The 19,116-nt window shown below is 72.5% G+C and carries 21 protein-coding genes; 11 read left to right on the top strand and 10 right to left on the bottom strand.

Annotated elements, in window-relative coordinates:
- Positions 1 to 97: 97 nt before the first annotated feature.
- A complete protein-coding gene (locus tag N912_RS0144470; protein WP_211261613.1) occupies positions 98 to 442 on the bottom strand; it encodes a DoxX family protein in 345 nt (114 codons plus the stop codon).
- Between the two features lie 67 nt (positions 443 to 509).
- Here N912_RS0144470 and N912_RS0144465 point away from each other — a divergent pair, with 67 nt between their 5' ends.
- Complete coding sequence (locus N912_RS0144465) at positions 510 to 986, top strand: MarR family transcriptional regulator (RefSeq protein ID WP_028927534.1); 477 nt, start codon at positions 510 to 512, stop codon at positions 984 to 986.
- Between the two features lie 12 nt (positions 987 to 998).
- Here N912_RS0144465 and N912_RS0144460 read toward each other — a convergent pair whose 3' ends face one another.
- Positions 999 to 1,730, bottom strand: coding sequence for a pentapeptide repeat-containing protein (locus tag N912_RS0144460; protein ID WP_064745560.1), 732 nt, complete (start codon positions 1,728 to 1,730; stop codon positions 999 to 1,001).
- Positions 1,731 to 1,909: 179 nt separating this feature from the next.
- The gene (locus N912_RS0144455; RefSeq protein WP_028927532.1) at positions 1,910 to 2,503 is read right to left on the bottom strand and encodes a TetR/AcrR family transcriptional regulator; all 594 of its coding nucleotides are present in this window, start codon (positions 2,501 to 2,503) and stop codon (positions 1,910 to 1,912) included.
- 84 nt (positions 2,504 to 2,587) lie between these two features.
- Between N912_RS0144455 and N912_RS0144450 the strand changes: the two genes are divergently transcribed.
- The gene (locus N912_RS0144450) at positions 2,588 to 3,262 is read left to right on the top strand and encodes a TIGR00266 family protein (protein ID WP_028927531.1); all 675 of its coding nucleotides are present in this window, start codon (positions 2,588 to 2,590) and stop codon (positions 3,260 to 3,262) included.
- A 7-nt stretch (positions 3,263 to 3,269) separates the two neighbouring features.
- Here the strand turns inward: N912_RS0144450 and N912_RS0144445 are convergent, their stop codons facing one another.
- The 4 genes from N912_RS0144445 to N912_RS0144430 all read right to left on the bottom strand — a co-directional run bounded on the left by N912_RS0144445 (position 3,270) and on the right by N912_RS0144430 (position 7,250).
- Positions 3,270 to 3,932, bottom strand: a complete 663-nt coding sequence (locus N912_RS0144445) for a TetR/AcrR family transcriptional regulator (protein WP_028927530.1) — start codon at positions 3,930 to 3,932, stop codon at positions 3,270 to 3,272.
- Between the two features lie 114 nt (positions 3,933 to 4,046).
- Positions 4,047 to 5,123: a nitric oxide synthase oxygenase gene (locus N912_RS0144440; RefSeq protein ID WP_084211887.1), complete on the bottom strand. Its 1,077-nt coding sequence runs from the start codon at positions 5,121 to 5,123 to the stop codon at positions 4,047 to 4,049.
- 190 nt (positions 5,124 to 5,313) lie between these two features.
- On the bottom strand, positions 5,314 to 6,348 hold the full coding sequence (gene dmpG / locus N912_RS0144435; RefSeq protein ID WP_028927528.1) for a 4-hydroxy-2-oxovalerate aldolase: 1,035 nt from the start codon (positions 6,346 to 6,348) through the stop codon (positions 5,314 to 5,316).
- Complete coding sequence (locus N912_RS0144430) at positions 6,345 to 7,250, bottom strand: acetaldehyde dehydrogenase (acetylating) (protein ID WP_028927527.1); 906 nt, start codon at positions 7,248 to 7,250, stop codon at positions 6,345 to 6,347. The genes dmpG and N912_RS0144430 overlap by 4 nt, the downstream gene beginning before the upstream one ends.
- 125 nt (positions 7,251 to 7,375) lie before the next feature.
- Between N912_RS0144430 and N912_RS0144425 the strand changes: the two genes are divergently transcribed.
- From N912_RS0144425 to N912_RS58560, 6 genes are all read left to right on the top strand, one after another.
- Complete coding sequence (locus N912_RS0144425) at positions 7,376 to 8,131, top strand: IclR family transcriptional regulator (RefSeq protein ID WP_051581656.1); 756 nt, start codon at positions 7,376 to 7,378, stop codon at positions 8,129 to 8,131.
- Positions 8,132 to 8,274: 143 nt separating this feature from the next.
- The gene (locus N912_RS0144420; RefSeq protein WP_028927525.1) at positions 8,275 to 9,339 is read left to right on the top strand and encodes a LacI family DNA-binding transcriptional regulator; all 1,065 of its coding nucleotides are present in this window, start codon (positions 8,275 to 8,277) and stop codon (positions 9,337 to 9,339) included.
- Complete coding sequence (locus N912_RS0144415; protein WP_037069869.1) at positions 9,336 to 10,367, top strand: sugar ABC transporter substrate-binding protein; 1,032 nt, start codon at positions 9,336 to 9,338, stop codon at positions 10,365 to 10,367. The genes N912_RS0144420 and N912_RS0144415 overlap by 4 nt, the downstream gene beginning before the upstream one ends.
- The gene (locus tag N912_RS0144410; RefSeq protein ID WP_028927523.1) at positions 10,364 to 11,317 is read left to right on the top strand and encodes an ABC transporter permease; all 954 of its coding nucleotides are present in this window, start codon (positions 10,364 to 10,366) and stop codon (positions 11,315 to 11,317) included. The genes N912_RS0144415 and N912_RS0144410 overlap by 4 nt, the downstream gene beginning before the upstream one ends.
- A 12-nt stretch (positions 11,318 to 11,329) precedes the next feature.
- The gene (locus N912_RS0144405) at positions 11,330 to 12,088 is read left to right on the top strand and encodes an ATP-binding cassette domain-containing protein (protein WP_028927522.1); all 759 of its coding nucleotides are present in this window, start codon (positions 11,330 to 11,332) and stop codon (positions 12,086 to 12,088) included.
- Positions 12,081 to 12,992 (top strand): ribokinase, encoded by a 912-nt coding sequence (locus N912_RS58560; RefSeq protein WP_051581655.1) that lies wholly within the window; start codon positions 12,081 to 12,083, stop codon positions 12,990 to 12,992. Before N912_RS0144405 ends, N912_RS58560 begins: the two co-directional genes overlap by 8 nt.
- An 18-nt stretch (positions 12,993 to 13,010) precedes the next feature.
- On the opposite strand, the gene N912_RS0144395 is transcribed toward N912_RS58560, so the two are convergent.
- The gene (locus N912_RS0144395) at positions 13,011 to 13,472 is read right to left on the bottom strand and encodes an SRPBCC family protein (protein ID WP_028927521.1); all 462 of its coding nucleotides are present in this window, start codon (positions 13,470 to 13,472) and stop codon (positions 13,011 to 13,013) included.
- 77 nt (positions 13,473 to 13,549) lie between these two features.
- Between N912_RS0144395 and N912_RS0144390 the strand changes: the two genes are divergently transcribed.
- A complete protein-coding gene (locus N912_RS0144390) occupies positions 13,550 to 14,383 on the top strand; it encodes a class I SAM-dependent methyltransferase (RefSeq protein ID WP_028927520.1) in 834 nt (277 codons plus the stop codon).
- On the opposite strand, the gene N912_RS66675 is transcribed toward N912_RS0144390, so the two are convergent.
- Positions 14,349 to 15,893 carry a PucR family transcriptional regulator gene (locus tag N912_RS66675; RefSeq protein WP_028927519.1) on the bottom strand — a complete coding sequence of 515 codons (1,545 nt, stop codon included), beginning with the start codon at positions 15,891 to 15,893 and terminating at the stop codon, positions 14,349 to 14,351. The genes N912_RS0144390 and N912_RS66675 overlap by 35 nt on opposite strands.
- Positions 15,894 to 16,019: 126 nt before the next feature.
- On the opposite strand from N912_RS66675, the gene N912_RS0144380 reads away from it, so the two are divergent.
- Positions 16,020 to 17,279, top strand: a complete 1,260-nt coding sequence (locus tag N912_RS0144380) for an aminotransferase class III-fold pyridoxal phosphate-dependent enzyme (RefSeq protein ID WP_028927518.1) — start codon at positions 16,020 to 16,022, stop codon at positions 17,277 to 17,279.
- A 165-nt stretch (positions 17,280 to 17,444) separates the two neighbouring features.
- The gene (locus tag N912_RS58555; RefSeq protein ID WP_084211885.1) at positions 17,445 to 18,671 is read left to right on the top strand and encodes a L,D-transpeptidase; all 1,227 of its coding nucleotides are present in this window, start codon (positions 17,445 to 17,447) and stop codon (positions 18,669 to 18,671) included.
- Positions 18,672 to 18,739: 68 nt separating this feature from the next.
- On the opposite strand, the gene N912_RS0144370 is transcribed toward N912_RS58555, so the two are convergent.
- Positions 18,740 to 19,105 carry a nuclear transport factor 2 family protein gene (locus N912_RS0144370; RefSeq protein ID WP_028927517.1) on the bottom strand — a complete coding sequence of 122 codons (366 nt, stop codon included), beginning with the start codon at positions 19,103 to 19,105 and terminating at the stop codon, positions 18,740 to 18,742.
- Between the last annotated feature and the right edge of the window lie 11 nt (positions 19,106 to 19,116).

The following is a 19,116-nucleotide window of genomic DNA, read 5'->3' as shown; positions in this document are numbered from 1 at the left end:
TTGGCACTTGCGTCGTGGGCTCACGCCGGAACACCTGCCTCGCTGCGCTCGGCGTGCATGGCGTTCGCATGCGTCGGTTGGCACTTGCGTCGTGGACTCACGCCGCGAGCCGCAGTGCCAGCGAGGCCAGCGCCAGCAGCAGGAACACCCCGGCCAGGCCGAGCGAGGACGAGTAGTCCCGCACCCGCAGGTGGGTCAGGGCGGCGAGCACGAAGAACATGATCAGCCCGACGGCGGCGGCGACCCCGAGCGGCGGTACCAGCACGCCGCACAGCACACCGACCGCGCCGGCCGCCTTGAACACCCCGAGCATGGTCATCCACGACTCGGGCACGCCGACCTTGGCCATGCCCACCGCGATCCGCGGGAGGCGGACGAAGTCGGCGCCGGCGGAGAACAGGTTCGCCGCCGCCGTCGCCGCGACCACGACCAGGTACGTCACGTACAACCCACGTCACCCCCGGCGTAAAATCCGATACGTTCTTCGTACGACCTTGAAACGGTATCATATGAGTTCCGTATCTTCTGCGCGACGACGGCTGACCATCGAGGTCAAGGGCTCGCTGCGCGACCTGCGCGGCCAGCTGGCGCTGCTCAACCACCGGGTGAGCGGCGAGCTCGCGCTCCGGGACGTCGACCTGGACTGCCTGGACCTGATCTCCCGGCACGGGCCGCTGAGCCCGACCGCGCTGGCGCGGCGCGCCGGGCTGCACCCCGCCACGCTGACCGGCATCCTGGACCGGCTGCAGCGCGCCCGCTGGATCGTCCGCGAGCGCGACCCGGACGCGGCCGACCGGCGCGCGGTGACCGTCCGCGCCCTGCCCGACCGCACCCGCGAGCTGTTCGCGCTCTACCGGGGCATGAGCACGGCGATGGATCAGGTGTGCGCCGGTTACGACACCGCGGAGCTCGAGCTCATCGCCGGCTTCCTGCGCCGCACCACCGAGGCCGGGCGCGTGGCCGCCGACGAGCTCGGCACGCACTGATCACGTGTCTACTCAGTCGATCACCACCAGGTCCAGCGCGCGGCAGACGTCGGCGGCCTGAGCGGCGGAGATCACGGCGCCGCGCAGTTGGCGCGGGGTGTCGGCGGTGATCTCGCCGAGGTCGGCCCCGCGCAGGTCGGCGCCGGCCAGCCGGGTGTGCGAGAGGTCGGTGTTGCGCAGCCGGCAGTTCTGGAACACCGCGTCGCGCAGGTCGGCGCCGCGCAGGTCGGCCTCGGTGAGGTCGACGCCGGTCAGCCGCAGCCCCCGCAGGTGAGCGTCCTGGAGGTTGGCCAGCTGCAGGTTCGAGCCGTCCAGCACGAAGCTGACGGCGAGGTCGCGCAGGTTGCTCAGGTTGGCGCCGATCATCCGGCACGCCTCGAAGCGGGTGTCCGCGAGCAGCGCCGAGGTGAACCGCGCGCGGGACATGTCGACGTCGTGGAACTGCGCGTCGGACAGGTCCGCCTCGGAGAAGTTGCAGCCCGCGAAGCTGCCGCCGTCGACGCGCAGCTGGTCCAGCGAGCAGCCGAGCAGGCTCGCGCCGGTGACGGTGCACCGCTCGAACGCCGTACCGGAAAGGTCCAGTCCGTGCAGGTCCGCCCCGTCCAGCACGCACCGGCGGAACAGCCACGGCCCGTCGGCCGCCGCGAGCGCGGCGCGCAGGTCGGTGTCGGTGAGGTCGACGCCCTCCACCGGGGCGCCGGTGGCCAGCGCGGCGAGCGGGTCGGCGGTCGAGGGTTCGCTCATGCCCTCCATGCTGGCAGCACCCCCCGACAACTCCGTGCCACGCGCACTCGCCGTCCCCGCTTTCAGTGATCATCAGGCCATCAGGGTTGTTATAGCGGGTCGAAAACAACCGTGGTGGCCTGATGATCACGGAGTTGCGGCGGTCAGGCGGGCGCGGGCGGTCACGCGGGCGCGGGCGGTCAGGGGGTGCGGGCGGTCAGCCAGGCGACCAGTTCGCGCAGCTCGGCGGCGTGGGCGCGCGGGTCGAAGTCCGCCGCGGTGGTGGCCAGGAAGGTGGCGTCGATCAGGCTCACGATCCAGCGGGCGGCCCTCGGCGGCGGGAAGCGCGGCGGGCGGCCCTCCCCGGACATCCGGTCGAGCAGCGTGGTCAGCGCCCGCAGGGTCTGCTCCTCGTCATCCGCCAGCAGCTCCGCGAACTCGGCATCCCGGTTGGCCTGCAGCAACGCGGCGGCGGCCAACCCCGGCACCAGCGGATCGGCCAGGTCCCCGACCAGATGCTCGACCAGCAGGTCCAGCCCCGCCCCCGCCGAGCCGTCGGCCAGCGCGCGAACCCGGACCTCGGCGTTCCCCGCCAGGTCGTCGGCGAACAGGGCGTGGAAGATCGCGCGCTTGGTCGGGAAGTAGTGGAACAGGGTGCCGGAGCCGATCCCGGCCCGGCGGCAGATCCGCGCCGTCGAGGTGCCGTCCATCCCGCCCTCGGCGAACTCCTGGGCGGCGGCCTCCAGGATGCGCGCGCGCTTGCGGGCGTGCTGCTCGGGGTTGACGGTGCGCATCGCGGGCGAGTGTAGATCGGGACGCTTTATTAGAGTGACTGCTCGGCTAAAGTGATCCACGGACTCGAACCAAGGAGATGAGGCATGCGGGTCGACATTCGCCAGCGTCCGTCGTTCGCGGTGGCTCGGCTGGGCCTGGCGCCCGGCGAGTCGTGCCGGGTGGAGGCCGGCGCGCTGCACAGCATGAGCGGCGGGCTCGGGATCCACTCCGAGTCGCGCGGCGGCCTGCTCAAGAGCGTCCGGCGCGCGCTGGCCGGCGAGTCGCTGTTCATCACGACCTACACCGCGCCGGACTCCGGCGGCTGGGTGGACGTCGCACCCAACCTCCCAGGCGACATCCAGGTGATCGAGCTGGACGGCCGGTCGGGCTGGTGCATCACCCGGGGCAGCTGGATCGCGTCGTCGGACGGGGTCGAGCTGGACACGAAGTGGACGGGCGTCACCATGCTGCTCAACGGCGAGGGCGGCTTCCTCAGCCACGCCACCGGCACCGGGCTGGTGTTGGTCACCTGTTACGGCGCGCTGGAGACGGCCACGCTCGCGCCGGGGGAACCGCTCACGGTCGGCACCGGGCACGTGGTGGCGTACACCGACACCATGGAGTGCACCAGTCGAGAGGTCGCGAAGGAACTGGTCGAATCGATGAAGGGCGGGAACGGCATGGTGTTCGACTTCGTCGGCCCCGGCCGGGTGCTCACCCAGACCCGCAACCCGACGGCGCTGTCCTCATGGGTGCGCGCCAAGAAGTCGTCGGTCTGACCGCCCTTCACGGGATCGGCATTACCTCCGGGCGATGAGCCACCCCGTACAGCGTCATCGCCACTATCTCGTCGACCTGGTCGTCCCTGCTCGGCCGTTCTCCGGGCGGGAACAACCAGTCCGCGAATAGCGCCATGCACAGAACCGTGCCGGTGGTCGCGGCGAGCGTGCACTCCGGTGAGGTGATGCCGGACAGCCCCTGCGCGCGGCACTCCTCGACGACGATCCGCCGGAAGGCGCCGATGCCGTCGGTGAACTGGTCCCTGACCCTTCGTGCCAGCTCACCGAGCTCTCCGCCCTCCCCCGAGGAGGCCAGCAGCACCCGGAACGACTCCCGGTACCTGTCGATCACCTCGAAGAACCCGGCCACGAAATTCCGGACCAGCGCTTCGAGATCACCTCCGGGCGGACCGGACCGCCAATATTCGAAATGGCGGTCGATGAACTCGCTCATGACATCGAGGGTCGCCTCCTCGAAGAGCTGGGCCTTGGACGAGAAATGCCGATACATCGTCGGTGCATCGACCTCCGCCAGCCGCACGATCTGTTTGGTCGTGGTGGCCTGGTAACCCTGTTGCTCGAACAACGTCCGCGCCGCTTCCAGCAGCAGCCTGTGTATCTCCGCCGATGTGCGCCGCGACGCCCTTGCCTTCGAACTAGCACTCGACACTTCACTAAGCGTACCGGCGCAACTACATTCTACTAACTTCTACTCTTATCGCACGGGTTGCGTGGCTTCAGCGTCCTTTCGGGCGACCCTACAGAAAAGAGGTCACTGTTCCGATCAAGTCGGCGGCAGGAAGGCCGGGCGGGCGTGCGGGTCGGGGTCGTCGTAGTAGCGGTGGAAGACTCCGGTCAGCCCGCCGGACATCGGCGGCACGACCCAGCTCCAGTCGGTGGGGCACGGGCGCCCGGCGCGCTCCTCGTTCGCGACGTGCGCGAGGAACCGCTCGGACTCGGTGTGATGGTCGGCCATCCGCACGCCGGCCGCGTCGAACGAGTACTGCACCGCGCGCACCAGCTCGACCAGCGCCCGGTCCGGCCAGAGGGTGCGGCGCGAGCTGGTGTCCAGGCCCATCCGCTCGGCGATGACCGGGAGCTGGTCGTAGCGGTCGGCGTCGGCCAGGTTGCGGGCGCCGATCTCGGTGTTCAGGTACCAGCCGTTGAACGGCGCCGCCGGGTAGCGCACGCCGCCGATGAGCAGCGGCATGTTGCTGATCGCCGGCACCGCGTGCCAGCGCAGCCGCAGGTCGGAGAACCACCCGTACTCCGGATGGCGCAGCGGCACCTCCAGCACCGCGTCCCTGGGCAGCTCGAACAGCTCCGGCCGCGCGTCCCCGTTGGAGATCATCAGCGGCAGCAGGTCGAACCGGCCGGGCGGGTTCGGGCCGCGCCAGCCCATGGACGCCACCCGCTCGGTGAACTCGGCGTAGCGGGGGTCGCCGTGCACGGCGCCGTCGGCGTTGCGGTGCCCGGCGTAGCGGATCAGCTGCTCGTTGTGGATGCGCGGGCCGGGGCGGCCGGGGCGGTCCGGCGCGAACACGGTGATCGTGGAGCGAAGCTTCCCGTCCCGGGTGGCCGCGCGCAGGTGCTCGGTGCATTCGGCGGCCACCTCGGCGGGGACGCTGACCCCGCGCCGGTCCCGGATCCGCAGGCCCTGCCAGTACAGCCGCCCGATGCAGCGCGCCGAGTTGCGCCAGGCCACCCGGGCGCCGAAGCGCAGCTCGTCGAGGGTGTGCGTATAGGTGCCGGTCGCGGTGATCTCGTCGTAGGCCTCGCGCAGCCGTTGCTCGAACGGGGTGTCGGGCCTGGTCTCGGTGTAGAACAGCTCGAGGAACTCGCGCGCGTCGTCGGCATCCACCTGGCACTCGTTCTCCGGGGACGCGGCGGGTCCGGGGATCTGGTGTGGACAGCGAGAATCCGCGGAACGCTCACCGCTGGGGCCGGCGGCGTTCCGGACGAGTGCGGCCAAGAGGCATCCTCCGTCACCACTCGTTCAGGTAACACTCAAACGGGGTACCTCCTTTCTACTTGACTACGCTCAGTACTTGTCAAGCCGACGTTTCGGCGGCAAGGCCGATGGCCACGTCGATGATCATGTCTTCCTGGCCGCCGACGTAGCCCAGCTCGCCGCAGCGGCGCAGGATCTGATGCGCCGGCACCTTGTAGCGCTCGGCGGCGCGCTCGGCGTGCAGCAGGAAGCTGGAGTAGACGCCCGCCCAGCCCTGGACGATCGCGTTGCGGTCCATCTTGGGCCAGCGGTGCAGGTAGGGCTGGACCACGTTCTCGGCGGCGTCCAGCAGCCCGAGCACGTCCAGCCCGGTGTCGATGCCCAGCCTGTCGAACACCGCGGCCAGCACCTCGGTCGGCGAGTTGCCGGCGCCGGCTCCCAGCGCGCACAGCGAGCCGTCGATGTAGCGGACCCCGACCTCGTGGGCGATCACGGAGTTGGCCACGCCGAGGCTGAGGTTCTGGTGGCCGTGGTACCCCACCCAGGCCTGGTCGCCGACCTCGGCCACGAGCGCCTCGAAGCGTTCCCGCGCCTCGTGCATGAGCAGCGCGCCGGCGGAGTCGGTGACGTACGGGCACTGGCAGCCGGCATCGACCATGATCCGGGCCTGCTTGGCCAGGTTCTCCGGCGGCGTCTTGTGCGCCATCATCAGGAACCCGACGGTCTCCATGCCCAGGTCGCGGGCGGCCGCGAAGTGCTGCGGCGAGACGTCGGCCTCGGTGCAGTGGGTGGCCACCCGCACCATGTCGGCGCCGGCGTCGCGGGAACGTTTCAGGTCCTCGACGGTGCCGATGCCGGGCACGAGCAGGACGGCGATCTTCGCGTCTCCGGCCTCTTCGCGGGCGGCGGAGATCAGCTTCATCTCGTCGGTGTGCGAGAAGCCGTAGTTGAACGAGCTGCCGCCCAGGCCGTCGCCGTGGGTCACCTCGATCACCTCGACGCCGGCGGCGGCCAGCGCGCGCACGGTGTCGCGGACCTGGGTCTCGGTGAACTGGTGCGCCATGGCGTGGCTGCCGTCGCGCAGCGAGGTGTCGGTGATCCTGACGTCGTGCTTCAGTTCCGGACGAGTGCTCACGGGCGCGCCTCCAGCTTCGCTCGGGCCATCAGCTCGCCCACCCGGGCGGCGGCCGCGGTCATGATGTCGAGGTTGCCGGCGTACGGCGGCAGGTAGTCGCCGGCGCCCTTGACCTCCAGGAACACCGCCACCCGCGCGTTGCCGTTCCAGCCCTGTTGCGGCTCGTCGAACTGCGGCTCGGCGCGCAGGCTGTAGCCGGGCACGTACTGCTGGACCTCGCCGATCATGTCGTGGATGGAGCGGACGATCGCCGCCCGGTCCGCGTCCGGCGAGATCATGCAGAACACCGTGTCCCGCATGATCATCGGCGGCTCCACCGGGTTCAGGATGATGATCGCCTTGCCGCGCTCGGCGCCGCCGACCTCCTCGACCGCGCCGGCGGTGGTCTGGGTGAACTCGTCGATGTTCGCCCTGGTCCCGGGGCCGGCGCTGCGGGACGCGACGGAGGCGACGATCTCCGCGTAGGGCACCGGGGTGGTTCGGGAGACTGCGGCCACCATGGGGATGGTGGCCTGCCCGCCGCACGTGATCATGGATACGTTCGGCGCGGCGATGTGCTCCTCGAGGTTCACCGGCGGGCACACCATCGGGCCGAGGTGCGCGGGCGTGAGGTCCACCGCCTGGATGCCCGCCTCGGCGTAGCGCGGCGCGTTGGCCTGGTGCGCATGCGCCGAGGTGGCCTCGAACACCAGCTCGGGCAGCGGGTCCTGGCGCAGCAGCCAGTCCACCCCCTCGGCGGACGCCGCGATGCCCCGCTCGCGCGCCCGCTTGAGCCCGTCGGACTCGACCACCCCGACCATGTACCTGACGTCGATCACGGCGCTGTCGCGCAGCTTGGCCAGCAGGTCGGTGCCGATGTTCCCCGGACCGACGATCGCGGCCGTCACCCTCTCCGATCCCATGCTCGGACTCTGACACCCGGGGTAGCCGCCCCGGAACCGCGCCATTCCAGTGAATGGAACGCACCCGTGAGTGGTTAGCGTTGCTATGACAACGCTAACCACTCACGGGTCGGGATGATGGTCGGATGGTGCCGAAGTCGGTGCTCGGGCGGGCGCTCACCCTGCTGACCGCGTTTCGGCCGGGCGACGCCGAGCTGAGCCTGGCCGAGCTGGCCCGGCGCACCGGCATCCCCAAGGCCACCGCGCACCGGTTGCTCAGCGAGCTGGCCGGCTGGGACGTGGTGGAACGGACGCCGACCGGGCTGCGGTTGGGGATGCGACTGTTCGAGCTCGGACAGCTCGCGCCGCGCCAGCGCGGGCTGCGCGAGGCCGCCGCGCCGTACCTCGCCGACCTCTTCGAGGCCACCCACGAGACGGTGCATCTCGCGGTGCTGGACGGCATCGAGGTCGTCTACGTGCAGAAACTCGACGCGGTGTCCGGGCCTCGGATCCCGTCCCGGGTGGGAGGGCGGATGCCGGCGTACTGCACGGGCGTGGGCAAGGCGCTGCTCGCGTTCTCCCCGCCGGACCGCTTCGACGAGGTGCTCGCCGCGGGGCTGACCAGGCGCACGCCGCGCACCGTGATCGCGCCCGGGCTGCTGCGGCGCGAGCTGGCGGCGGTTCGCATCCGGGGCGTCGCGGAGGAGCGGGAGGAGTCCACCGTCGGCATCGCGTGCGTGGCCGCGCCCGTGCTCGACCCCGGCGGGCGGGCGCTGGCCGCGATCTCGATCACCGGCTGGGCGCACCGGCTGGACACCGCGCGCCTCGCCCCCGCCGTGCGCACCGCCGCCCTCGGCCTCACCCGCACCCTCCGCGCCGGCACCGACCGCCCACCCCACTGACCCGCTGGCACACCCCCTCTCGACGCCGCACACAGGTCCCAACGTGTGTGCGGCGTACGGACGGTGTGTGCCGGCGTGGGGTGTGGCCGTGCGCGACCGCCGGTTAATCGATTAAACTCGCTGGCCCAGCGGAGGGAGGCGGCGTGGCGGTGCGGATGCGGGATGTTGCGCGGTTGGCCGGGGTGTCCGAGGCGACCGTGTCCCTCGCGCTGTCCGGCAGCCCGCGCATCTCGGAGCCGACGCGCGCGCGGGTCGCCGAGATCGCCCGCCGGGTCGGATACCGGCCGCACGCCGGCGCCCGCGCGCTGCGCACCGACTCGACCGGCGCCCTCGGACTGGTGGTCAGTGACGTGGCGAACCCGTTCTTCGCCGAGCTGGCCGGCCAGATCGAGCGGATCGCCGCCGCCGAGGAGTACTCGCTGGTGCTGTGCAACTCCGACGAGGACGCCGCCCGCCAGGACGGCTACCTGTCCAGCCTGCTGGCCGGCAGCCGGGTGGACGGGGTGATCCTGGTCCCGGCCGAGGCGATGACGCCGGGCATCAAGGCGGCCGCCTCGGCCGGCGCGAACCTGGTGCTGCTGGACCGGCCGGTCACCGTGCGCGGGCGCGACGCCGCCGCGACCCGGTTGCGCGACGCCCCGGTGGTGCGGGGTTCGGCGGCCGGGGCGCTCGCGGACGTCGCCGAGCTGCTGGTCGGGCTCGGGCACCGCCGGGTCGGCGTCATCCCGCCGCCGGTGAGCAACCCGGTCGGGCGGGAGCGGCGTGACCTGCTCGTCGAGGCGCTGCGCCGGCACGGCCTGGCCGGCGGCGACATCGCGGTCGAGCCCGGCGACTTCCGCCAGCACAGCGGCGAGCGCGCGGTCGAACGGCTGCTCCGCCGGCGGCGGCCGCCCACCGCGGTGTTCGCCGGCGACGGGCTGATGGCGATCGGCGCGATGAAGGCGCTGCGCCGCGCCGGGCTGCGCATCCCGGAGGACGTCTCGCTGGTCGGGTTCGACGACGCGCCCTGGTTCGACCTGCTCGACCCGCCGCTGACCACCGTGGCCCAGCCGATCACCGAGCTGGCCGCCGCCGCCGTGCGCGCCATGCTCGCCCTGCTGCGCGGCGAGCCGTCCCTCGCCGCCGCGCCGCCGTGCCGGCTCGTCCAACGGGGCTCCCACGGGGCGCCACCACACCGCAACGACGCGAAGAAAGGAACCACATCATGATCAACCACAACCGGAGACGGCTGCTGAGCGCCGCCGCCGTGATCGCCGCCGGCTCGCTGCTGCTCACCGTGACAGCATGCGGCCGGGGCGGCCCGGAGAACAGCAGCGACGTCCGTATCGCCATCGTGACCAGGGACTTCACCAACCCCTACTGGGCGGCGCTGCGCGACGGCGCGCTGGCCGAGGGCAAGGCGCGCGGGGTCAACGTCGAGGTGCAGGCCGGCGAGAACGAGACGGACTCCACCGGTGAGAACGCCAAGATCTCCACCCTGGCCGGGCAGAACTACAACTGCTTCGGCGTGGTCCCGGTCAACTCCACCAACGTGATCACCCCGCTGGTCCCGGTGGCGCGCAAGAACACCCCGATCCTGAACCTGGACACCCAGATCGACGCGGCCGCATCGCAGCAGGCAGGCGTGTCGTACGCCAGCTTCATCGGCTCGGACAACCTCTCCGCCGGGCGCCAGGCCGGCACCGCGCTGGCCGCCAAGCTGGGCGGGACCGGCAAGGTGGCGCTGCTGCAGGGCATCGCGGGCGAGCAGAACGGCATCAACCGCCAGCAGGGCTTCACCGAGGCCACCGCCGGCAAGCTGGACATCGTGGCCACCCAGCCGGCGGACTACGACCAGGCCAAGGCGCAGACGGTCACCGACGCGATCCTCAAGGCGCACCCGGACATCACCGGCATCTTCGCCGCCAACGACACCATGGGCCTCGGCGCCGCGCAGTCGGTGCGCAACGCCGGGCTGACCGGCAAGGTGTCGATCATCTCGGTGGACGGCATCCAGGCCGCGCTGCAGGCCGTCAAGGACGGCACCCTGACCGGCACCATCTCCCAGTACCCGTACGCCGAGGGCGAGATGGCCGTGCAGGCCTGCATGAAGCTGGTGCGCAAGGAGCAGGTGCCGCCCCGGGTGGTCGCGCCGATCAAGCTGATCGACTCCGGCAACGTGGACAAGGCCATCTCCTCGTTCCCGCGCCCGTTCGAGCCGTTCGACAATCCGGTCGCCCCGGCGGGTAGCAAGTGACGACCGCCCACGCGCACGTCAGGAGGCCCTCGGTCGAGGCGGCGGCCCGCTACGCCGCCCCGATCGGGCTGGTCGTGGTGTTCGGAGCGTTCTTCATCGCCACGCCCAACTTCCTGACCGTCGACAACATCAGCGACCTGCTGGTCTCGGCGGCGATCCTGCTGGTGCTCGCGATGGGCCAGCAGTTGGTCGTCACGGTGGCCGGGATCGACCTGTCGGTGGGCGCGAACCTGCCGTGGGCGGCGGCGGTGCTCGGGTACGCCTACACGCACGGCTGGGGGCTGCCGGTGTCGGTGCTGGCGGCGTTGGTCGCCGGGCTGGCGGTCGGGCTGGTCAACGGCGTGCTGGTGTCGCGGCTGAACATGACCGACTTCATCGTCACGCTCGGGTCGCTGTCCGTGGTCAGCGGCATCACGCTGCTGCTGACCAGCGGCAACACCGTGCCGGTGAACTCGTCGGCGCTGCAGGCCCTGGCGCTGAACGGGATCGGGCCGGTGCGCTGGTTCTGGGTGGTGGCGTTCCTGGTCGCGCTGCTCGTCGGGTTCCTGCTGTTCTGGACGAAGACGGGGACGTACCTGCTGGCCACCGGCGGGAACCTCGACGCGGCCCGCGAGTCCGGGATCCACACCGCGCGGATCCGGCTGCTGGCCTACGCCTGCTCGGGGCTCGCGTGCGGGGTGGCCAGCGTGCTGTTCGTGGCGCGCACCGGCGGCGCGGACCCGAGTTTGCAGACCTCGCTGCTGCTCAGCTCGATCGCGGCGGTGGTGCTCGGCGGGTCCAGCCTGTTCGGCGGGCGCGCGTCGGTGCTCGGCTCGGTGGCCGGCGCGGTGCTGCTGCAGAGCCTGATCAACGGGTTCACGCTGGTCGGGATCTCGCAGTACTACCAGCCCATCGCGGTCGGTGCGGTCGTGCTGGGCGCCGCGTTCATCTCCCGGTTCCAGAAGAAGTAGTGGGGTGCTGACATGAGCGAGGCGCTGGTCGAGATCAAGGGCCTGGAGAAGTCGTTCGACGCGGTGCGCGCGCTGCGCGGGGTGGACATGGAGATCGCTCCCGGGCAGGTCACCGCGCTGCTCGGGGACAACGGGGCGGGCAAGTCCACGCTGGTGCGCTGCCTCACCGGGGTGCACCCGGCGGACGCCGGCGAGATCCGGTTCCGGGGCGAGCCGATCAAGCTGGGCTCGCCGGACGACGCGCGCCGGCTGGGCATCGAGACCGTCTACCAGACGCTCGGGCTGATCGAGGACCTGCAGGTCTGGCAGAACCTGTACCTGAACCGCGAGCTGACCACCGGCTTCGGCCCGATCCGGGTGCTGGACAAGAAGGCGATGATCTCCTCCAGCCGGGAGATCCTGTCCAAGCTGGACGTGGACGTGCCGAACGTGCGCTCCTCGGTGCGGCGGATGTCCGGCGGCCAGCGCCAGAGCATCGCGATCGCCCGCGCCGCGAACTGGGGCCGCACGCTGGTCATCATGGACGAGCCGACCGCGGCCCTGGGCGTGCGGGAGACCGCCGCGGTGGAGTCCCTGATCGGCCGGCTGCGCGAGGACGGCGTGACGGTGTTGCTGATCAGCCACGACATGGCTCAGGTGAAGCGGGTCGCGGACGTGGCGTATGTGCTGCGCGGCGGGCGGGCGGCGGCCCGGCGGGCGGTCGCTGGCACCAGCGGCGACGAGCTGGTCGGCCTGATCACCGGCGCGCTGGAAGGGGACGCCCGTGCCTGATGTGCTGGTGGTCGGGTCGGCGAACATCGACCACGTGGTGGAGGCGGACGCGTTCCCGGCGGCCGGCGAGACGATCCTGGGCAGCTCCGCGCGCATCGGGTTGGGCGGCAAGGGCTCGAACCAGGCGGTGGCGGCGGCGCTGGCCGGCGCGCGGGTGGCGATGATCGCGCGGGTCGGGGCGGACGCGGAGGGCGACCGGGTCCGCGAGGGGCTGGCCGCGCGCGGGGTGGACGTGTCGGGGGTGGCGACCGTCGAGGGTGCGGTCACCGGGACGGCGTGGATCACCGTCGCGGCCGGCGACAACACGATCATCGTCGTCGCCGGGGCGAACCACGAGTGGCCGCCGTCCGGCGACCCGCTGGGCGGTACGAAGGCGGCGGTGGTGTTGGCGCAGTTGGAGGTCCCGCTCGACGTGGTGGTCCGGACGGCCACGCACGCCGGGGACGCGATGTTCGTGCTCAACGCCGCGCCGGCCGCCGAGCTGCCCGACCGGCTGCTGGCCCGCTGCGATGTTCTGGTGGTGAACGAGCACGAGCAGGCGGTCGTCGCCGGGCTGCCCGCCGACACGCCGGTCGCCCGGGCGCACGCCGAGCTGCGACGCCGTGGGGCGCGCGCGGTGGTGACCACGCTCGGGGCGGCCGGCGCGGTGGTCACCGATGCCGACGGCGTCGTGTCCGAGCTGCCGTCCGTACCCGCCACCGTCGTCGACACCACCGGCGCGGGCGACGCGTTCGTCGGCGCCCTGGCCGCCCGGCTCGCGCTGGGAGACCCCCTGGCCGAGGCCGCGCGCTGGGGCACGGTGGCCGGTTCGCTGGCGGTGCGCGCCCCCGGCGCCCAGGAGTCCTACCCCGACCCCGCCACCCTCCGAACCACCGCCCGCGAGTCGGGGATTTCATCAGGGTGAGTCGCGACTTTCGTCAGATCAGTCCGCCGGCGCCTCGACGACGGCCTTGATCCGCTCCAGGGTGGTGCGCATGCCGTCGCGGTTGGTCCGCCCGCGAGCCCAGCCGAACAGCGCCCAGTACAACCGCAGCACCGGCTTGTCCGGCAGCCGGAAGGACTCGGTGACGTCGGTGCCGTCGCCGCTGGGCTCGAACCGGTAGTTCCAGGTGTTGGCCACAACGTTGCCCGCCCCGACGGAGAACCCGAACTCCCTGCCCGGCTCGCACGCGGTGATCGTGCAGGTCGTCCAGTAGACCGGCCCGCGCCCGTTGCGCAGGACGTGGCCCCGGAACCGCACCCCGACCGCCGGTCCCGTCGCGCCGTCCAGCCACTCCGCCTCGAACGTCTCCGGGCTGAACCTGCCCACGTTCGTGACGTCGCTGACCAGCGCCCAGATCCGCTCCGGCGGCGCGACCATGTGAACGGTGACCGAGTCGTGCACGTCAAGATCGTAGTGCGGTTTGCCGGATCGGCAACAACCCTTCGCGATTCGGGCCGCCGGGGAGCAGGGTGGTCGGCATGGACTCCGAGATCGACTGGGCCGCGATGGCCGACCTGCTGGAGCTGGAGGGCGAGACCCAGCTGTCCTACCTGGAACAGGCCTTCGCCGACCTGGGCGAGCTGAACCCCCGGCGGGTGCTGGACGTCGGCAGCGGCCCGGGGGTGGCCGCCTGCCTGCTGGCGACGATGTTCGACAAGGCCGAGGTCACCGCCGTGGACGGGTCCGCCGAGCTGCTCGACCGCGCCGGCCGACGGGCCCGGCGGCTCGGCGTCCGGCTGCGCACCAGGGTGGCCACCTTCCCGGAGGGGCTGGACGGCCTGGGCACCGCCGACCTGGTGTGGTCCGGGCAGGTGGTGCACCACGTCGGCGACCAGCAGGACGCGCTGCGCCGGCTGGCCGGGCTGCTCGAACCCGGCGGCGTGCTGGCCATCGTGGAGGGCGGGCTGCCGGCCTGCTGGCTGCCCCGTGACGTCGGCTTCGGCCGCCCGGGGCTGGCGGCCCGGCTGGAGGCGGCCACCACCGAGCGGTTCAACCGGATGCGCGACGAGCTGCCCGGCTCGGTGCGGGTGGTCGAGGACTGGCCCGCCATGCTGACCGCGGCCGGCCTCACCGACGCGCGCAGCCGGTCGTTCCTTGTCGACCTGCCGGCGCCGCTGGCCGACGGGCCGCGGCTGTGGGTGCGGCGGTCGCTGGAGCGGCGCCGGGGCATGGCCGCCGAGACCCTGGACGCCGACGACCTGGCCACCCTGGACCGCCTGCTCGACCCGTCCGACCCCGCGGGCGTCGACCGCCGCCCCGACCTGTTCGTCCTGGCCGTCAAGACCGTCCACTCCGCCCGGCGCCCGCGCTGAGCAGAAGGGCCAGGTGCAGGTCGGCCAGGGTCGGGGCGGCGTGCAGGTCGCGGGCGAGCAGGGTGCGCGCGCGGTTGAGGCGGTGGCGGACGCTGTTCTCGTGCACGTGCAGGGCGCGGGCGGTGGCGGGCACGGACAGCGAGCAGCGCAGGTACTCGCGCAGGGTGTCGATCAGGAACTGGTGCCCGTCCAGCGGGGCCAGCACGGCGGCGGCCCGCTCCCGCACCCGGTCCGGCCCGACCGCGAGCGCCAGCCACTCCAGCAGCCCGAGCTGGTCGTACCAGACCACCGGCGGCCCGGATCCCAGCGCGGACCCGGCCAGCGCGAGCGTGGCGTCCGCCCCGGAGGCGCGCACCCCGTGCACCCCGGCCGCCTCCCGGCCCACGCCGGCCGCCGTGCCCCCGGTGGCGGCCAGCAGCTCGCCGGCCAGCTCGCCGTGATCGGCACCGGCCGGCAGCCACACCGCCAGCCGGCCGGACACCACGGCGAGCAGGTGCGGCAGCCGATGCCGGGCCAGCAGCCGCTCCGCCGCCTCGACCGCGGGGGGTGCCGGCTCCTGATCGGACGCCGGAAACCCGACCGCGAGCACCCGCCCCGGCTCGTCGACGCCCACGCCCAACGCCCGGGCCCGATCCCGCAGCTCGTCGGCCTCCCGCTCGTGCCCGGCGTCCGGCAGCGCCAGCACCCGCCGCAGCAACTCCGCGCGCGCCACCCGCCGCTGGGCCCGCTCGCGATCGCGCACCGCGCCGAGGCCCTCCAGCAGCCGGCACGCCACGGTCAGCGCGCGCAGGATCAGCGGAACCGCCAGCGAACCCCGCGACACCTCCACCACCAGCCACGACGTGATCGCCCCGTCCACCTCCACGGCGGTGGCGAACAGGCCGTCCGCGTCGATCACCTCCACCGGCGGCCCGGCCAGCGGCAGCTCGCGCAACCGCCGCCACCGCCGCCCCGCCCCGGCCGGCTGGCCCGAGGTGAACAGCACGGTGCCGTCCGCGCGGTGCAGCGAGGTCTCGCAGCGCAGCGCCCTGGCCAGCCTGGCCACCAGCGTGGTCTCCGGGTCCGGCTCGCCGAGCGCCGCGACCAGGCTGTCGGTGATCGACGCGGACCGCCGGAAGGTCTGCAGGTCCTGCCCGAGCAGCGCGGCGTCGACCATCCTGACGATCTCCCGGAACGGCGTGCGCTCGGGCACCTCGAACACCGGGAACTCGCGGCGGCGGGCCTCGTCCAGCAGCGCGGCCGGCACCGTGTCGAACACGATCCCGGTGCCGAAGCCGAGCGCGGCCACCCCGCCCTCGGCCAGCTCGGCGACCAGCTCGCGCTGCGCCGCCACGTCCCGCCACAGCCGCAGCCCGGTGGTCAGCACGATCCACCTCGGCGGCACCCAGCGCGACGGGTTGCCCGCCTCGATGGGGTGCGCGCCGAGCACCGCGCGCCGCGCCGACCGTGGGCCGCGCACCAGCGGGCGCAGCCCGAACTCGCGCTGGGCCAGCACGTCCTGCAGGATCACCCGCCACCTCCTCGCGTTGGAGAAATCCACTACTCCTGAGCAGCGTCGTTTCGGAATCCATCATGTCCGGCCGCCGCGACCCAGGGCTACCGTCGGTTCAACCCCCACCCCACGCGAGGAGGCCCGGTGAGCTCCGAGAACCCGCTCTGGCACCCGTTCGCCGCGATGAACAAGGTGCGCGAGCGCCGGCTGACCATCACCAGGGGCGAGGACGTCTGGCTCTGGGACGACGCCGGCAACCGCTACTTCGACGCCACCGCCGCGCTCTGGTACTCCAACGTCGGGCACGGCCGCCGCGAGATCATCGACGCGATCGCCGCGCAGCTGGACAAGCTGGAGGCGTACCAGATCTTCGCCGACCTGGCGAACGAGCCGGCGCTGCGGGTGGCGGAGGAGCTGTCCGCGCGCGCCCCGATGGACGCCGCCAAGGTGTTCCTGACCAGCGGCGGCGGTGACTCGATCGACACCGCCGGCAAGATCGCCAGGGCCTACTTCGCGGCCACCGGCGAGCCGGAGCGCACCGTCCTGCTCTCCCGCAGCGGCGGCTACCACGGCACCCACGGGATGGGCACCGCGCTCGGCGGCATCCCGGCGAACCGGATCGGCGGCCCGTTCGTCCCGGACGTGCTGCAGGTGGAGCAGAACGACCCGACCGCGGTGGAGAAGGCGCTCGCGGACGTCGGCCCGGAGCGGGTGGCCGCGTACTTCGCCGAGCCGGTGCAGGGCGCCGGCGGGGTGATCACGCCGGCGCCCGGCTACCTGGAGGCGGTCGCGGAGATCTGCCAGCGGCACGGCGTGCTGTTCGTGGCCGACGCGGTGATCTGCGGGTTCGGCCGGCTGGGCAACTGGTTCGGCATCGAGCGGTTCGGCATCCGGCCCGACCTCGTGGTGTTCGCCAAGGGCGTGACCAGCGGTTACCAGCCGCTCGGCGGCGTGCTGGCGTCCGGCACGGTGGCCGCCCCGTTCTGGGACCGCCCGGGCGGGCCGACCCTGCGCCACGGCCCGACGTACGCCGGCCACCCGGTCGCCTGCGCCGCCGCGCTGGCCAACATCGCCCTGATGGAACGCGAGGGCCTGCTGGAACGCTCCAAGGAGCTCGAAGGCGTCCTGCTGGAGCGCCTGGAGTCGCTGGCCGACCACCCGCTGGTCCACCAGGTCCGAGGCGGCGTCGGCTTCCTCGGCGCGATCGAGGTCGACCCCGACCGGCTGGCCGCCACCCCCGGCCTGCCCACCGTGATCGGCGACGCCGCCCGCGCCCACGGCCAACTGGTCCGCCCCATGCTCTCCTCCCTGGGCTTCTCACCCCCGCTCACCGCGACCGAGTCCCAGCTCGACCAGATGACCGACGCCATGCGCCGCGCCCTGGACGACGTCCACCGCACCTAACGCCCGCACCCACCGCCCGCGAGTCGGGCGTCCTGGCACAGTGAGTCGCGCGTTTCAGCACATCAGCGGTGTGCCGAAACGCCCGACTCAGGGTGCTGGGACGCCCGACTCGCGGAGGGGACCCCGGTGGCGGGTGCGGGTGTCGAGGGGGGCGAAAATGGGGGGATGAGGGGCGCGAGCGGGGCCTTCAAGGCGTCCGAGCACAACCGAGGGCGGGCGACGATCGCGCTCGGGCTGGCCACGGCGGTCGTGGCGGCGCTCGCGCTGATCACCGCCACCGAGGGGCCGGCCGCGATCCGGTCGGTCGCCGCGCCACCGCCTCCGCCCGTACCCCCCGCCGAGATCGCCATCAGCCCGGCCGCCGGCACCGCCGTCAACCCCTCCGTGCCCCTGGGCGTCGAGGTGTCGCACGGCACGCTGCGGGCCGTCGACGTGACGGACACCAAGACCGGCAAGAAGCTGGCCGGCGAGATCGCGGCGGGCGCGGCGTCCTGGCACTCCACCGCGCCGCTGAGCTACGCGGACAGCTACCAGGTCGCCGCGACCGCTGTCGGCGCCGACGGGCGGGTGTTCCACCAGAACGGCACCGTCAACACGATCAAGCCGGGCGCGCTGGCGTTCCCGTCGTTCGTCCCGGTGCCCAGCCACAACGGCGTCGGCGTTGGCCAGCCCGTGGTGGTCAAGTTCGATCACCCGGTGACCGACAAGGCCGCCGCCGAGCGCGCCATGACCGTGACGTCCAACCCGCCGCAGCAGGGCGGCTGGTACTGGATCTCGGCGTCGGAGGCGCACTACCGGCCGAAGGCCTACTGGCAGCCGGGCAGCACCGTGACGGTGACCGCGAACATGTTCGGCGTCGACCTGGGCAAGGGCGTGTTCGGCCAGACCAACCGCTCGGAGACGCTGCAGGTGCACGACTCCTGGATCGCCAAGGCGGACGGCGCCACCGAGCAGATGCGGATCTTCCACAACGGCGCGCTGGTGAACACCATGCCGATCAGCCTCGGCTCGAAGCAGTACCCGTCGCACATCGGCCCGCACGTCGTGACCGAGAAGATGCCCACCATGACCATGGACTCCTGCACGTACGGGGTGTGCGAGGGCCAGCCCGGCTACTACAAGGAGAAGGTCGACCTGGACGTGCGGATCTCCAACGACGGCGAGTTCGTGCACTCCGCGCCCTGGTCCACCGGCCAGCAGGGCTCCAGCAACGTCTCGCACGGCTGCGTGAACCTGGCCCCGGCCAACGCCCAGTGGTTCTTCGACCACTTCGGCACCGGCGACGTCGTCGAGATCACCAACTCCGGCGGCCCGCCGCTGCCCGTCTACGACACCTACGGCGACTGGGAGCTGGACTGGGCACACTGGCAGTCCGGCTCCGCCCTGCATTAGCCCAGGTCACCACCCGTGAGCGGTTAGGGCCGTCATAGCGACCCTAACCACTCACGGGTTCTGACCAGCTAGGACAGTGCGAACTGGTAGTCGCGGGTGATCTGGCCGGCGGCGTCGAGGTGGGCGACGACGGCGCCGCGCCAGGCCGGGTCGCCGCCGCCGGAGGGGATCATGCGGACGCGGAAGGTCACCGTGTCGTGATGGCCGGCGGCGTCGGGTTCGGGTACGAACGTGAACTTTCCGTCGCGGACGAACTCCTCGTAGGCGTGCGCGACCCTGGCCTCCAGCTCGCGGTGGCCACGGTGCTCGCCGGACTCGAGCAGCTCCACCCCGTCCGGCGCCCACAGCTCGGCTATGGCGGCCCGGCGGGCGTCGGCGGAAGGCTCGTTCCAGACCGCTGTGTAGCGCTTCACGAACTCCTGGATGTCTGTCATGCGCGCGACGC

It is taken from the genome of Actinospineispora acaciae DSM 45401 (assembly GCF_000620785.1).
Lineage (GTDB): Bacteria > Actinomycetota > Actinomycetes > Mycobacteriales > Pseudonocardiaceae > Pseudonocardia > Pseudonocardia acaciae.
This window is presented reverse-complemented; position numbering and strand designations above follow the sequence as displayed.

Coding starts and splice junctions, on each gene's coding strand:
- N912_RS0144465 (WP_028927534.1), top strand. CDS start 510: ATGAGTTCCGTATCTTCTGCGCGACGACGGCTGACCATCGAGGTCAAG.
- N912_RS0144460 (WP_064745560.1), bottom strand. CDS start 1,730: ATGAGCGAACCCTCGACCGCCGACCCGCTCGCCGCGCTGGCCACCGGC.
- N912_RS0144455 (WP_028927532.1), bottom strand. CDS start 2,503: ATGCGCACCGTCAACCCCGAGCAGCACGCCCGCAAGCGCGCGCGCATC.
- N912_RS0144450 (WP_028927531.1), top strand. CDS start 2,588: ATGCGGGTCGACATTCGCCAGCGTCCGTCGTTCGCGGTGGCTCGGCTG.
- N912_RS0144430 (WP_028927527.1), bottom strand. CDS start 7,250: ATGGGATCGGAGAGGGTGACGGCCGCGATCGTCGGTCCGGGGAACATC.
- N912_RS0144425 (WP_051581656.1), top strand. CDS start 7,376: ATGGTGCCGAAGTCGGTGCTCGGGCGGGCGCTCACCCTGCTGACCGCG.
- N912_RS0144415 (WP_037069869.1), top strand. CDS start 9,336: ATGATCAACCACAACCGGAGACGGCTGCTGAGCGCCGCCGCCGTGATC.
- N912_RS0144405 (WP_028927522.1), top strand. CDS start 11,330: ATGAGCGAGGCGCTGGTCGAGATCAAGGGCCTGGAGAAGTCGTTCGAC.
- N912_RS0144390 (WP_028927520.1), top strand. CDS start 13,550: ATGGACTCCGAGATCGACTGGGCCGCGATGGCCGACCTGCTGGAGCTG.
- N912_RS58555 (WP_084211885.1), top strand. CDS start 17,445: ATGAGGGGCGCGAGCGGGGCCTTCAAGGCGTCCGAGCACAACCGAGGG.
- N912_RS0144370 (WP_028927517.1), bottom strand. CDS start 19,105: ATGACAGACATCCAGGAGTTCGTGAAGCGCTACACAGCGGTCTGGAAC.